Here is a 13,052-nt window from a genome sequence, read left to right on the forward strand (position 1 = left end):
CCTCCGCACGCCCCGCGCCCGCCTGCCGCGCCCTCCCCCGGCCGGCCTCGGCCCAGGGGTTCACGCGGACGCGTCCTCCGCAGCCGTTCCGCGCGCGGACCAAACATGAGGACCAAAGCGGACCCAACATGAGGACGGCCCGCGCCGAGGTTCGCGAACCTCGGCGCGGGCCGTCCTCCGGCGTGGGGCTACGTCAGGTGCGGGGCGCCCGGGCCAGTTGGCGGGACTGGGCCACCAGGCGATCCGCCGAGTCCCAGACCTCCGCGTCCTCCTCCAGGAAGCCGCCCGCCAGGTTCCGCGTGGTGATCGACACCCGGAGGGGACCGGGCGCCGGACGCTGGCGGATGTGGGTGGTGAGTTCCACCGTCGGGGTCCAGCCGAGCAGGCCGAGGTCGAAGGAGGTCGGCGGGAGCGCGTCCACCGCCAGGAGGAGGGAGAGGGGGTCCGCGTCGCGGCCGTCCGCGAGCTCGAACCAGGAGCGCATCTCCCCCTTGCCCGAGGGCTGTCCGACGGCCCAGCCGGCCGTCGCCGGGTCCAGGCGGAGCCGGAGCCGGTCCACGATGGCGGAGCTGCCGGGGATCGGGGCCGGGCCGGCCTCGGGGCCGAGGCAGTCCTCGTAGGCGGGGATCACGGGCGGGAGGGCCGTGGTGTGGACGGAGTCCGGGAGCGCGGCGAGGTCCCCGTAGGAGGCGAGCACGCGGATCCGCTCGATCTCGGCGCCGCTCTCGTCGAACTGGAAGAGGGAGGCCTGCCCGCTGGAGAGCGTACGGCCGACCCGTACGACCTCGGTACGGATCACGGCGGGGCCGGGAACCGACGAGGTCAGGTAGTGCGCGGAGACCGTGAAGGGGTCCGGGTGCGGCAGGGCCGCCGACAGGGCGCGGCCGACGAGGGCGAGAAGGTATCCGCCGTTGACGGCGGTGATGATCGTCCACCCGGCGGAGAGGTCCGCGTCGTACACACCGGGCTCGCCCGCACGGGCGGTGATGGTGGTGTCGCGGTCGAACTCGCTGTCGCCGATGGAGGCCTTGGCAGCTGCGTGTGACATGGAACGACCGTACACCCGACCCCTACTAAGCGGTAGCTTTCCTGGGTGTGGCGACCGCTACGGCTCCTCCGCCACCGACGAGCGGCGGTTCCAGGCGAGGGGCGCCCGCAGGTGGTAGTGCATGGCCAGCAGCCGCAGCACGAAGGTGGTGACGATCGCCAGGCCCGTCGTGAGGGCGTTCAGACGGTCGAAGCTGATGAAGAGCGCCACCATCGAGGCGCCGACGAGGGCCGGCACGGCGTACATCTCGCGGTCGCGCAGCAGCGAGGGCACCTCGTTCACGAGGACGTCGCGCAGGACGCCGCCACCGACGGCGGTCGCCACGCCGAGCGCGGCGGAGGCGGTGAGGCCGAGGCCGTACTCGTACGCCTTGGTCGTGCCCGTCACGCAGAAGAGCCCGAGGCCGGCCGCGTCGAAGACGTTGATCGCGCGGTTGATCCGCTGGACCTCGGGGTGCAGGAAGAAGACGCACGCGGCGGCTACCAGCGGCGTGACGAAGAACCCGAGATCGCTGAAGGCGGCGGCCGGGGTGGCGCCGATGACGATGTCGCGGAACAGGCCGCCGCCGAGGGCGGTGACGAGCGCGAGGACGACGATGCCGAAGACGTCGAAGTTCTTGCGTACGGCGAGCAGGGCGCCGGCCGTGGCGAAGACGAAGATGCCCATGAGGTCCAAGGTGTGCTGGACTCCGGGCGGGAAGAGATCGTGGATCACGGGAACATTCTGCCGGTCACCCGCGGCACGCTCGAACGCGTGTGGCGCGGCCACGCCGCAGACCCCCGCGCCTCGAAGGCCGGCGGGGCCGGATCCTGGCCGAGCGGTTGCCGGCGGGGCCGGATCCTGCCCGAGCGGTTGCCGGCGGGGCTGACGCGCCCCGCCGGCAACCGGCGTGGCCTCAGACCGTCGGGCCGGCCACCGCGTCCGCCGCGCCCGGCAGGGCCGGGTCGCCCGGGACCTGGTCAGGGGCGTTCTCCGGGTGGTGGCAGGCCACCTGGTGGCCGGTCTTCAGCGCGATGAGCGGGGGCTCCTGCGTGGTGCAGACCTGGGTGGCCTTCCAGCACCGGGTATGGAAGCGGCAGCCGCTCGGCGGGGAGATCGGGGAGGGCACGTCCCCCTTGAGCAGGATGCGGCCGCTCTTGACCCCGCGCCGGCGCGGGTCCGGCACCGGGACGGCCGACATCAGGGCCGTGGTGTACGGGTGCATGGGCGCCGTGTACAGGGACTTGTTGTCGGCGAGCTCGACGATCTTGCCCAGGTACATGACCGCGATCCGGTCCGACACGTGCCGGATGACCGACAGGTCGTGGGCGATGATCACGTACGTGAGGCCGAGCTCTTCCTGGAGGTCGTCCAGCAGGTTGACCACCTGCGCCTGGATCGAGACGTCCAGCGCCGAGACCGGCTCGTCCGCCACCACGAGCTTCGGCTTCAGGGCCAGGGCACGGGCGATGCCGATGCGCTGGCGCTGACCGCCGGAGAACTCGTGCGGGTAGCGGTTGTAGTGCTCCGGGTTGAGGCCCACCAGGGACAGCAGCCGCTGGACCTCCGCCTTGAGGCCGCCCTCGGGCTGGACTCCCTGGAGCTTGAACGGGGCGCTGATGATGGTGCCCACCGTGTGCCGCGGGTTCAGCGATCCGTAGGGGTCCTGGAAGATCATCTGCACGTCGCGGCGCATCGGGCGCATGCCGGACACGCCCAGGTGCGTGATGTCCTTGCCCTCGAACTCGACCTTTCCACCGGTCGGTTCGAGCAGCCGGGTGATCAGCCGGCCCATGGTCGACTTGCCGCAGCCGGACTCGCCGACGATGCCGAGGGTCTCACCGGGGTAGACCTCGAAGTCGATGCCGTCGACGGCCTTCACGGCCCCGGCCTGGCGGCGCAGCAGCCCCTTGGAGATGGGGAAGTGCTTGACCAGTCCGGTCACCCTGAGCAGCGGCTCCGGGGAGTCCACCGCCTGGGCCGGGACGACGACCGTCGCCGCCTTCTCGCTCTTGCTCATGTCGGTCACAGCTTCGGCGCAATCTCTTCGGTCCAGATCCGGTCCCGCTGCTCCGGGGAGAGGTGACAGGCGGCCCAGTGCCGTCCGGCGCCCTCCGCGGCGGTGTCGACCAGGGACAGCTCGGGCCGTACGGTCCGCGTGACCTCGCCCTTGGGCAGGTCGGCGTACGGGCACCGGGGGTTGAAGGCGCAGCCGCTCGGGATGTTGATGAGGCTGGGCGGCGAGCCCTTGACCGGGATGAGGCGCTCGGTCTGCTCCCGGTCGATGCGCGGCATCGAGCCGAGCAGGCCCCAGGTGTACGGGTGCCGGGGTTCGTAGAACACCTTCTCCGCGCTGCCCCGCTCCACGCACCGGCCGCCGTACATCACGAGGAGGTCGTCGGCCATCTCGGCGACGACGCCGAGGTCGTGCGTGATCATGATGACCGCGGAGCCGAACTCCTTCTGCAGGTCCCGGATCAGGTCGAGGATCTGTGCCTGGACGGTGACGTCGAGGGCGGTGGTGGGCTCGTCCGCGATGAGCAGTTCGGGGTTGTTGACCAGGGCCATCGCGATCATCGCGCGCTGGCGCATGCCGCCGGAGAACTCGTGCGGGTAGCTGTCGACCCGCTTGTGCGGCTCGGGGATGCCCACGCGGTCCAGGAGCTCGACGGCCCGCTTGCGGGCGGCCTTCTTGTCGGCCTTGTTGTGGACCCGGTAGGCCTCGGCGATCTGCTTGCCCACGGTGAAGTAGGGGTGCATCGCCGACAGCGGGTCCTGGAAGATCATCGCGATCTCCCGGCCGCGCAGCTTGCGGACCTCTTCCTCGGGGCTGGAGAGCAGTTCCTTGCCGTCGAGCCAGATCTCGCCGGAGATCCGGGCCCGCTGGCGGCCGTACTGGCCCACCCGGTGCAGGCCCATGATGCCCAGCGAGGTCACCGACTTGCCGGAGCCGGACTCGCCGACGATGCCGAGGGTCTTGCCCTTCTCCAGCGTGAAGGAGAGCCCGTCCACGGACTTGACCAGGCCGTCTTCCGTGGGGAAGTGCACCTTGAGGTCGCGTACGTCGAGGAACGCGGTGCCCGGCGCGCCGGAGGCGACGGGCTCGTTCAGTGCGCCCGTCACGGCGGGCGTCGTCGAATCGGTCATGACAGCCTCACTCGGGGGTCGATCACCGCGTACAAGAGGTCGACGACGAGGTTGGCCGCGACGACGAAGAAGGCGGAGATCAAGGTGATGCCGAGAATGACCGGCAGGTCGTGCTCGCTGATGGCGCGGACGGCGCTGTAGCCGAGGCCGTGCAGCGAGAAGGTGTACTCGGTGAGGACCGCGCCGCCCATCAGCGCGCCCAGGTCGAGGCCCAGGACGGTCAGGATCGGCGTCATGGTCGAGCGCATCGCGTGCTTGCCGATGACGACGGGTTCCGTCAGCCCCTTGGCGCGCGCGGTGCGGATGTAGTCCTCGTTGAGCACTTCGAGCATGGTCGCGCGGGTGAGCCGCGCGTACATCGCCGCGTAGAGGAAGGCCAGGGAGATCCACGGCAGGACCATGCCGTTGAACCAGGTCCCCGGATCCTCCGCGAAGGTCTTCTCCGGCCGCCCGAACCAGCCGAGCTGGTCGGAGAAGAGGGCGATGGCGAGCATGCCCGTGAAGTAGATCGGGAGGGAGACGCCGGCGAGGGCGAGACCCATCGCCGAACGGTCCAGGACCGTACCGCGCTTGAGGGCGGAGATGACGCCTGCGGCGACACCGCCGATCACCCAGAGCACGACGGCACCGGCGGCGAGCGAGAGGGTGACGGGCAGCCAGTCGGTCAGCAGCGGCCACACCTCCTGCTCGCTCTTGAAGGAGTATCCGAAGCAGGGCGCGGCGCAGTGCGTGACGTCGTTGCCGTTGGCGTACGTACGACCCGCCACCAGCCCGACGACGAACTTGCCGAACTGGACGAGGATCGGGTCGGCGAGACCCATCTTCTGCCGGATGCCCTCGATGGCGGCGGGGTCGGACTGCTTGCCGACGAAGTAGAGGGCCGGGTCCGTCCCGATCATCTTCGGGAAGAGGAAGAAGATTCCGAAGGTCACCAGCGTGATGACCAACAGCATGACGATGACGGCGAAGATCCGCCGGATGAGATATGCAAGCACTGCGCTCGGCCTGACCGCGGCCCGGGAACGCCCTCTTCTGGAGAGCGCCCCCGAGCCGCCGCCGCGGCCATCACCTGCCCTTCGTGCCTAGCGGGTGTGGCACTGGAACTGAATCGGACGGTTTTTCTACTGGACGCCGAGCGAGGCGTAGTCGTACCGGCCGTTGTACGCGTCGGAGGTGTAGACGTTGGTCAGACGGCTGCTGCGCCACGAGATCGTCTTGTCGTAGACGAAGGGCAGGTAGACCGCGGCCTCGGAGACCTTCTGGTTCATCTGCTTGTAGATGTCGCCGGCCTTGTTCGGGTCGGTCTCCGCGATGGCCTTGTCGAACAGCGCGTTGATCGCCGGGTCGTTGAGCTCGGAGAAGTTGTTGTTACCGCTCTGCAGGATGAAGCGGCCGTCGACCAGCGGCTGGGAGAAGCCCTGACCGGTCGGGAAGTCGGCGCCCCAGCCCATGATGATGATGCCGTAGCCCTTCTCCTTGACCACCTTCGGCGAACCGATGATGCCGGAGGTCTGGGCGCCGTCGAACTGGTCGACGTCGGCCTCGATGCCGACCTGCTTCAGGGCGTTCTGCAGGGAGACGGCCGTGGCGACCTCGACCGGCTTGTTGTTGCGGACCGCGATGGTCGTCTTGAAGCCGCTCTCCTTGCCACAGGCCTTCAGGGCGGCCTTGGCCTTCTCGACGTCCGGCTTGCCGTCGTTCGTCAGGACACCGTACGGGTCGTACTTGCCGTCGGCGCCCTTGATGCCCAGCGGGAGCATGTTGGGGGCGATGTCGCCACCGGCCTGCGGGCCGCCGCGGGCGGTCTGCAGGGACTTGTGGTCGGCCGCGTAGATGACGGCCTTGCGGCACTCGATGTTGTCGAACGGCGCGACGGTCTGCGGCATGACGGCGTACCGGATGAAGCCGGTCTGGCCGTTGTCCAGGTTGTCCTTGTGGTCCTTCAGCGCGGTGGCGCGGGCCGCCTGGCCGATGCCGGTCGCGTTGATGTCCAGGTCGAACTCGCCGTTCATCAGGCGCTTGTCCATGTCGTCCGCGTTCGCCATGAACGTGACCGAGATGGAGTCCGGGAGCGCCTTGCGGATCGTGTCCGACTCGGCCTTCCAGTTCGCGTTGCGCGAGAGCTTCATGCTCTTGTTGGGCTCGTACGAGTCGATCTTGTACGGGCCGCTGGAGAAGGGCTTGAGGCCGTACTTGGCCGCCGTGTCCTTGTCCTGCTTGACCGGGCTGGCGGCCGGCATGGCCAGCATCTGCTCGAAGTCGCCGTTGGGCGCGGGGAGCTTGAAGATGATGGTCTTCGCGTCCGGGGTCTCGATCTGCTTGAGGCCGAGCTTGTCCGGGCTGGTGTCCTTGTACGGGCCCGGGTACTCGGTCTTCGGGTCGAGGACCTGCATCAGGTAGACCGGGCCGCCGGAGATGACGTCCTGGGCCCAGGTGCGCTCGATGCCGTACTTGATGTCCTGGGCGGTGATGGGGGTGCCATCTTCCCAGGTCACGTTGTCCTTGAGGGTGTACTTGTAGGTCTTGCCGCCGTCGCTGATCTCCGCGTTCGCGGTGGCCAGGTCGGGGACCAGCTCGGTGCTCTTGGAGCCCGGCTCCGCCTTGAAGCTGATCAGCTGGCGGGTGTAGTAGCGGGAGAAGTCCCACATGAAGCCGTAGTAACCGCGCTGCGGGTCCCACGAGTCGGCTTCCTGCGTACCGACGAACTTCAGCTCGCCGCCGGCCTTGGTCGAGGTGTTCGCGACCTTGCCGATGGCGGCGTTGAAGCCGCCCGCCGCGGCCGGCTTGTCCTCGTTCTTCTTGCCGTCGTCGCCGCCACAGGCGGTCGCGGCCAGCATCGTCGCGATCACGACGGCCGTGCCGGCGGCAAGCCGGCGCTTGGACATGCGATGGGTAGTCACGATGCTCGCAACCCTCCGTTGTGATTCCGGTTCGAAGCCGGGTTCCGGTGTGCCCTGCGGTTCTGACCTGCGGGTGCCCTGCGGGATGACCTGCGAGGACGGCTAACGTGAGCCCTTCGGGTCGAGGGCGTCACGGACGCCGTCGCCGAAGAGGTTGAAGGCCAGCACGGTGATGAAGATCGCCGTGCCGGGGAAGATCATGAAGAGCGGATCGTCCTCGTAGGTCCGCACGGCCGTCGAGAGGGTCTCGCCCCAGGACGGCGTGGGCGGCTTGACGCCGACGCCCAGGAAGCTGAGCGCCGCCTCGGTCAGCACGTTGGTCGGGATCATCAGCGTCGCGTAGACGGTGATCGGTGCGACCAGGTTCGGGAGCAGCTCGCGGAAGAGGATGTACATCCGGCCCGCGCCCAGGCTCCGCGCGGCTTCGACGTACTCGCGTTCGCGCAGCGACAGGGTCTGTCCGCGGACGATGCGGCCGATGTAGGGCCAGCCGAAGAAGCCGATCACCAGGACCAGTACGGCGATCCGCAGGCCCGAGCCCTCGAAGCCCCAGAGCTTGCCAGGGACGACCGAGATCAGCGCGATGATGAAGAGCAGCTGCGGGAAGGCGAGCAGCAGGTCCATGACCCGGCTGATGGCCGCGTCGACCCAGCCGCCGAAGTAGCCGGCGACGATGCCGAAGAAGGTGCCCATCGAGACCGCCACGAAGGCGGACAGGAAGGCGACCAGCAGCGAGATGCGGGCGCCGTAGACGATGCGGCTGAACACGTCGCGGCCGTTGACCGGCTCGATGCCGAGCAGGAAGTCGCCGCTCATGCCGCCGTAGTCGCCGGCCGGCAGGCCCAGCAGCGGGTCCAGCAGGTCTTCGTGCAGTTCCTCCGGAGGGTGGCCGAACACGCCGACGATCAGCGGCGCGAAAAGTGCGACGAGGATCAGCAGGAGCACGACGAAACCGCCGGCCAGCGCGACCTTGTCGCGCTTGAGCCGCATCCAGGCGATGCGGCCGGGCGAACGGCCTTCGATGGCCTTGGCGGGGACGTCGGCTACGGACACGGGTGCGGGTGTCTCCGCGCTCATGTCGTGCAGTGGTGCCGTCATCGTGGTGGGGACCCCTCTCGGCCGACGGGTGGGCCGGCCCATGCCCGCCGCTGTGGCGGCGTTGGTGCGGAGTGGCGCTCGGAGTGCGAGGTTGCGAGGTACGGGTGCGCGAATTTCCTGCGGCGGGGCAAACCCAGGCAACGCCTGGAGGACTGACCCGCTCTTGGGTGGGGAGTCTTCATCGGGCGCTCGATCAGCCGCCAGACCCGCAGGTGAATGGATGCGCAACCGTGATCTGAGGGTCGAGTTCCCGTTATCCGGACTTCGCTGCCGCCTGAGCGGAGCAAGACATCCTGTTCGGTACGGAATCGGACATGGCGCCCAACTCGGCGTACTAGTGCGCCTATTGGGCGTACATCAGCGTCGAAATCAGGACAACGCAAAGGCCGCACGGAACGACTGTTCCGTGCGGCCTCGGGTGGCTAAATGCCGATGTCTCAGTAGGCGGGCGCCTGTCCCTCGCGGTCGTAGAAGGGCCTGGTCTGCGCCCGGAGCCACATCGCCACGGGATCGTGTTCGTCCGCGAGCGCGACCGTGCACACGGGCACCCCCTCGGGGACCGCCCCGACCGACTGGCGCATCATCTCCCGCACCGATTCCAGGGCGTGCGCGGAGGCGTCGTACAGGTCGAGCCCGACGGCGAGGTACGGGGACCCCAGCGCGGGCTGCACCCAGGCGCGGCGCAGCGACCGGACGGCGGGCGTGCGGTGCGCGTGCTGCGTGAGCAGCCCGTAGAACTGCGGCAGCTCGATGGCGGGCTCGGACAGCCGCAGCGGGCCGGCCGGCATCCGGTCCAGCCCGGTGGCGATCCGGCGCAGGTCGGCCCAGGGAAGGCCGACGCCGCCGCCCTGGGCGTGCGGATTGAGCCACAGCCCCCAGCGGTCGGGGTAGAGGGCGCGGGCGATGTCCCGGCCCGTGACCACCTCGTACCCGCGGTTCCAGCCGCTGGCGGCCAGCTCCTGCGGGGAGGTCACGCAGGGCGCGTACCCGAGGCCCTCGACCTCCATACCGCCGTACTGGGCTTCGGGGGAGCCGGGCTGCCCCTGCCAGAGGAGCATCCACAACCGTCCCTCGGCCAGGGCGTGCAGGAGAGACTCGTAGCTCTCGTAGCGCCCGGGAGTCACCTGGCGCAGCATGTGCTCGACCTGCCCGACCGCGGCCGTGCCTGACGCACTCACCCGGTACCCCTCTTCGTCTGTTCGTCCGCCCGTCGTCCACGCGTGTCGGCCACCAGCTTAAGCGTCACTACGGCAGGTAGAAGGGGCGTACGCGCGTGACGATGTAGTCGACGACCGGGTCTTCCGCGGCGTCGAGCAGGATCAACTGCACCGGCCAGGGCGGTGGTACGCGGGTCAGGGCCCGGCCCAGCGCGTCCATCGGGGCGTTTCGCATCCCGGGCTCCCATCCCAACAGGTGGACGCCGATGTAAAGCTCCGGCGTGCCGCCCTCGACGCTGGCGAGGCAGCGGTGTGCGGAGGCGACGACTCCGGTCGCCCGGAACTCCTCCGCGGCGGCGGCCAGGAACTCGACCGGGTCCTCCTGCCAGTCGGGCTCGTAGAGCCGGACCCGGCCACCGGTGGCCGGGCCGTCGAGCGGGTCGCGGCCGGCGCGGCAGAGCTCGGCGACGGCCGGCGGGGGCAGCGGCACGCCGACGGACCCTTCGGGGTTGACCGCGATGCCGAGCTGCGGGGGCAGGCCGCGGGCGAACTCCGGGGCGGGGGCGACGGCGAAGTCCATGCCGGGCCCGGCGCAGGCGCGGAACTGCTCCTCGGAGCTGTAGACGGGCACGTACGCGGCGCCGCCGATGTCCATGGTGGGCAGGCTCAGGCTGTTCACCCCGCCGGGCAGCGGGATCCACAGGTCGCTGCGCCCGAGGACCTCCAGGATCCGCCCCCCGGCGTCCGCCTGCCCGAGCGCCGCCCCGAGCACCTGCTCCAGCTCGTTACCCGGCCACATGTACGTCTCCGCTCGCTCGCCTTGGTCTCGGCCCGGGTTTCTCGAGCAGAGGTTCCCGGGATTCCCGAGATTAACGGGCGCCCGCGGCGCCCCCGCCGGGTGCCCCGCCCGGCCGCCCCAGGTCGAAAGAGAAGGCCTAGCGGAAGGCGATCGAGGTCAGCCGCGACGCCGCCGGGCGGTCCAGCAGGGTCACCGACGCGCAGCCGGCCGGCGGGCGGCCCGCCTCGGCCTCGCGCAGCAGCCGGGCCACCGCGCCGCGGTGCCGGGCGAAGGCGTACGCCGACACCCCCCGGCCCCGCGCCGCCTGCCCGGCCCGGGCCTCCTCGGGGGTGGTGTCCAGCAGCACCAGGTGCAGCGCGCGGCCGCGCCGCCGGGCCGCCGAGGCCAGCAGCGCCCGGACCCAGCTCTGCGTGCCGCAGTCGTGGACCACGGCCGGGGCACCGGAGCGGAGCACCCGCCACAGGCCCCAGTAGTGCGCGATCCGGACCGCCGGCCGGTACACCGCGTAGGGCAGGGCGGCCGGCATCCGGCGCTCCCACCGCTCGCGGGCGTCCTGGGAGTCGATGCCGCCGCCCTCGGCGGCCCGCTTGATCAGGGTGCTCTTGCCTCCGCCGGGCAGTCCGGAGACCACCACGACGTCCCCTTCGGCGAAGCGGAGCCGCCGCGGGCCCTCGGCCCCGCGCAGGTCCCGTACCGCTCCGGGCTCCGCCGGCGCCCCGGTCTCCGCCGGGTCCCGTACGAGGCCGCGCTGCGACGGCACGCCGCCGACCGCACCCTCGACGGTGCCGGTGTTCGTCGCCGCCAGTACTCCGAATCTCCGCACAGTGCTCGCCTCCCCCGCCGGGTCACCTGGACCCGTTCCCCCTGAGTGTAAAGAGACGGTAATCCGGGGTGTCCGGTTCCGCTCCGGTTCCGCTCCCGATCCGCTCCGGTTCCGCTCGGCTCGCGGACCCCCTCCCCCATTCGGCCGCACGCCGTGCAATGATGTGCGCCATCTGGACACCTAACTGCATACCGGCCGCTTGAATCCGCGCGGGAGAGTCCCGGCACGCCGCAAGGCGGTGCCCGGGCGCCGAAGGAGCAAGTACCTCCCTTGAATCTCTCAGGCCCCGTACCGCGTGGATGAGGCAGATCTGAAAAGCGAGCCGCGCCACCGCCCGTGAGGGCCCCGGCGACGGTTCCACCCAAGGTGCAAGTCGAAGGCCTTCCCCTGGAAGCGGGGAACTCTCGGCGAACCTCTCAGGTTCCGATGACAGATGGGGAGGAACTCCTCCTCGTCATGTCATGCCCTGGGACCCGGGAGCCACACCCATGAGCACTGCCCCCCGCCTGACCGCCCTCGATGCGCTGCACCGTTCCCTCGGTGCGACCATGACCGATTTCGCGGGCTGGGACATGCCCCTGCGGTACGGGAGCGAGCGCGACGAGCACAACGCCGTCCGCACCAAGGCCGGCCTGTTCGACCTCTCCCACATGGGCGAGATCACCCTGACCGGCCCCGAGGCCGTCAAGGTCCTGGACTACGCGCTGGTCGGCAACATCTCCACCGTCGGCGTCGGCCGTGCCCGCTACACGCACATCTGTCAGGAGGACGGCGGGATCCTCGACGACCTGATCGTCTACCGCCTGGGCGAGACCGAGTTCATGGTCGTCGCGAACGCCTCCAACGCCCAGGTCGTCCTGGACGCGATCACCGAGCGCGCCGCCGGCTTCGACGCCGAGGTCCGCGACGACCGCGACGCGTACGCGCTGCTCGCGGTCCAGGGTCCGGAGTCCCCCGGCATCCTCGCCTCCCTCACCGACGCCGACCTGGACGGGCTGAAGTACTACGCCGGCCTGCCCGGCACGGTCGCCGGGGTGCCCGCGCTGATCGCGCGCACCGGCTACACCGGCGAGGACGGCTTCGAGCTGTTCGTCTCGCCCGAGCACGCCGTGGAGCTGTGGCAGGCGCTGACCAAGGCGGGCGAGGGCGTCGGCCTGGTTCCGGCCGGCTTGTCCTGCCGCGACACCCTGCGCCTGGAAGCGGGCATGCCGCTGTACGGGCACGAGCTGACCACCTCCCTGACCCCGTTCGACGCGGGTCTGGGCCGGGTCGTGAAGTTCGAGAAGGAGGGCGACTTCGTCGGCCGCGCCGCCCTGGAGGCCGCCGCCGAGCGCGCCGCCTCCAACCCGCCGCGCAAGCTGGTCGGCCTGATCGCCGAGGGCCGCCGCGTTCCGCGCGCCGGCTTCTCCGTGACCTTCGACGGCCAGGTCGTCGGCGAGGTCACTTCGGGCGCCCCGTCCCCGACGCTGGGCAAGCCGATCGCGATGGCCTACGTCGACGCGGCGCACGCCGCGCCCGGCACCTCCGGCGTCGGCGTGGACATTCGCGGTACGCATGAGGCGTACGAGGTCGTGGCCCTGCCGTTCTACAAGCGGCAGAAGTAGCCCCGTACCGCACCGCACCGCCCGTCGGCGCTTGGCGCCGCCCCGCGGGACCCCCGCAGGACCCCCGCACGACCACGTTCGTATCCACTCCCCCGCATCCAGGAGAATCAGGTCATGAGCAACCCCCAGCAGCTGCGTTTCAGCAAGGAGCACGAGTGGCTGTCGGACGCCGTCGACGGCGTCTCGACGGTCGGCATCACGGAGTTCGCGGCCAACGCGCTCGGTGACGTCGTCTACGCCCAGCTTCCCGAGGTCGGTGACACCGTGACCGCGGGCGAGACCTGTGGCGAGCTGGAGTCGACCAAGTCGGTCAGCGACCTGTACTCCCCCGTCACCGGCGAGATCGTCGAGTCCAACCAGGACGTCATCGACGACCCGGCGCTGGTGAACTCGGCTCCGTTCGAGGGCGGCTGGCTCTTCAAGGTGCGCGTCACGGAGGAGCCGGCCGACCTGCTCTCCGTGGACGAGTACGCCAAGCTCACCGCCGGCAACTGACC

At 70.3% G+C, this 13,052-nt stretch carries 12 protein-coding genes and 1 riboswitch; of the genes, 2 read left to right on the forward strand and 10 right to left on the reverse strand.

The genetic code is table 11. The features are described 5' to 3' along the window. Positions 1–193 precede the first annotated feature (193 nt). The 10 genes from ACFYYB_RS13370 to ACFYYB_RS13415 form a co-directional block, all read right to left on the reverse strand. Positions 194–1,048 carry a thioesterase family protein gene (locus tag ACFYYB_RS13370; RefSeq protein ID WP_389435283.1) on the reverse strand — a complete coding sequence of 285 codons (855 nt, stop codon included), beginning with the start codon at positions 1,046–1,048 and terminating at the stop codon, positions 194–196. 57 nt (positions 1,049–1,105) lie between these two features. Then, entirely contained in the window at positions 1,106–1,714 is a 609-nt protein-coding gene (locus ACFYYB_RS13375) for a trimeric intracellular cation channel family protein (RefSeq protein ID WP_389436185.1), read from the reverse strand. Between the two features lie 229 nt (positions 1,715–1,943). Beyond that, a complete protein-coding gene (locus ACFYYB_RS13380) occupies positions 1,944–3,047 on the reverse strand; it encodes an ABC transporter ATP-binding protein (RefSeq protein WP_389435284.1) in 1,104 nt (367 codons plus the stop codon). A gap of 5 nt (positions 3,048–3,052) precedes the next feature. Then, entirely contained in the window at positions 3,053–4,174 is a 1,122-nt protein-coding gene (locus ACFYYB_RS13385) for an ABC transporter ATP-binding protein (RefSeq protein WP_389435286.1), read from the reverse strand. Then, positions 4,171–5,169 carry an ABC transporter permease gene (locus ACFYYB_RS13390; protein ID WP_327304419.1) on the reverse strand — a complete coding sequence of 333 codons (999 nt, stop codon included), beginning with the start codon at positions 5,167–5,169 and terminating at the stop codon, positions 4,171–4,173. Before ACFYYB_RS13390 ends, ACFYYB_RS13385 begins: the two co-directional genes overlap by 4 nt. A 126-nt stretch (positions 5,170–5,295) precedes the next feature. Then, positions 5,296–7,074, reverse strand: coding sequence for an ABC transporter substrate-binding protein (locus tag ACFYYB_RS13395; protein WP_389435288.1), 1,779 nt, complete (start codon positions 7,072–7,074; stop codon positions 5,296–5,298). 102 nt (positions 7,075–7,176) lie between these two features. Further along, entirely contained in the window at positions 7,177–8,172 is a 996-nt protein-coding gene (locus tag ACFYYB_RS13400) for an ABC transporter permease (protein ID WP_327304420.1), read from the reverse strand. 437 nt (positions 8,173–8,609) lie between these two features. Then, on the reverse strand, positions 8,610–9,350 hold the full coding sequence (locus ACFYYB_RS13405) for an enhanced serine sensitivity protein SseB C-terminal domain-containing protein (protein ID WP_389435290.1): 741 nt from the start codon (positions 9,348–9,350) through the stop codon (positions 8,610–8,612). A gap of 67 nt (positions 9,351–9,417) precedes the next feature. After that, a complete protein-coding gene (locus ACFYYB_RS13410) occupies positions 9,418–10,128 on the reverse strand; it encodes an enhanced serine sensitivity protein SseB (RefSeq protein WP_389435292.1) in 711 nt (236 codons plus the stop codon). Positions 10,129–10,264: 136 nt separating this feature from the next. After that, entirely contained in the window at positions 10,265–10,951 is a 687-nt protein-coding gene (locus ACFYYB_RS13415) for an AAA family ATPase (RefSeq protein ID WP_389435294.1), read from the reverse strand. A gap of 200 nt (positions 10,952–11,151) precedes the next feature. Then, positions 11,152–11,255: riboswitch (glycine riboswitch) on the forward strand. A gap of 184 nt (positions 11,256–11,439) precedes the next feature. Between ACFYYB_RS13415 and gcvT the strand changes: the two genes are divergently transcribed. Together gcvT and gcvH are read left to right on the forward strand one after the other, a co-directional pair. After that, positions 11,440–12,555 carry a glycine cleavage system aminomethyltransferase GcvT gene (gene gcvT, locus ACFYYB_RS13420; protein WP_389435295.1) on the forward strand — a complete coding sequence of 372 codons (1,116 nt, stop codon included), beginning with the start codon at positions 11,440–11,442 and terminating at the stop codon, positions 12,553–12,555. Positions 12,556–12,669: 114 nt separating this feature from the next. After that, positions 12,670–13,050, forward strand: coding sequence for a glycine cleavage system protein GcvH (gcvH, locus tag ACFYYB_RS13425; RefSeq protein WP_254384336.1), 381 nt, complete (start codon positions 12,670–12,672; stop codon positions 13,048–13,050). Positions 13,051–13,052 lie beyond the last annotated feature (2 nt).

This window comes from Streptomyces sp. NPDC002886, assembly GCF_042888445.1.
GTDB lineage: Bacteria > Actinomycetota > Actinomycetes > Streptomycetales > Streptomycetaceae > Streptomyces.

Bases quoted from the DNA above. Each gene is read 5' to 3' on its own strand.
- ACFYYB_RS13410 (WP_389435292.1), bottom strand. From the start codon at position 10,128: ATGTGGCCGGGTAACGAGCTGGAGCAGGTGCTCGGGGCGGCGCTCGGG.
- ACFYYB_RS13380 (WP_389435284.1), bottom strand. From the start codon at position 3,047: ATGAGCAAGAGCGAGAAGGCGGCGACGGTCGTCGTCCCGGCCCAGGCG.
- gcvH (WP_254384336.1), top strand. From the start codon at position 12,670: ATGAGCAACCCCCAGCAGCTGCGTTTCAGCAAGGAGCACGAGTGGCTG.
- ACFYYB_RS13370 (WP_389435283.1), bottom strand. From the start codon at position 1,048: ATGTCACACGCAGCTGCCAAGGCCTCCATCGGCGACAGCGAGTTCGAC.
- ACFYYB_RS13385 (WP_389435286.1), bottom strand. From the start codon at position 4,174: ATGACCGATTCGACGACGCCCGCCGTGACGGGCGCACTGAACGAGCCC.
- gcvT (WP_389435295.1), top strand. From the start codon at position 11,440: ATGAGCACTGCCCCCCGCCTGACCGCCCTCGATGCGCTGCACCGTTCC.
- ACFYYB_RS13375 (WP_389436185.1), bottom strand. From the start codon at position 1,714: ATGGGCATCTTCGTCTTCGCCACGGCCGGCGCCCTGCTCGCCGTACGC.
- ACFYYB_RS13400 (WP_327304420.1), bottom strand. From the start codon at position 8,172: ATGACGGCACCACTGCACGACATGAGCGCGGAGACACCCGCACCCGTG.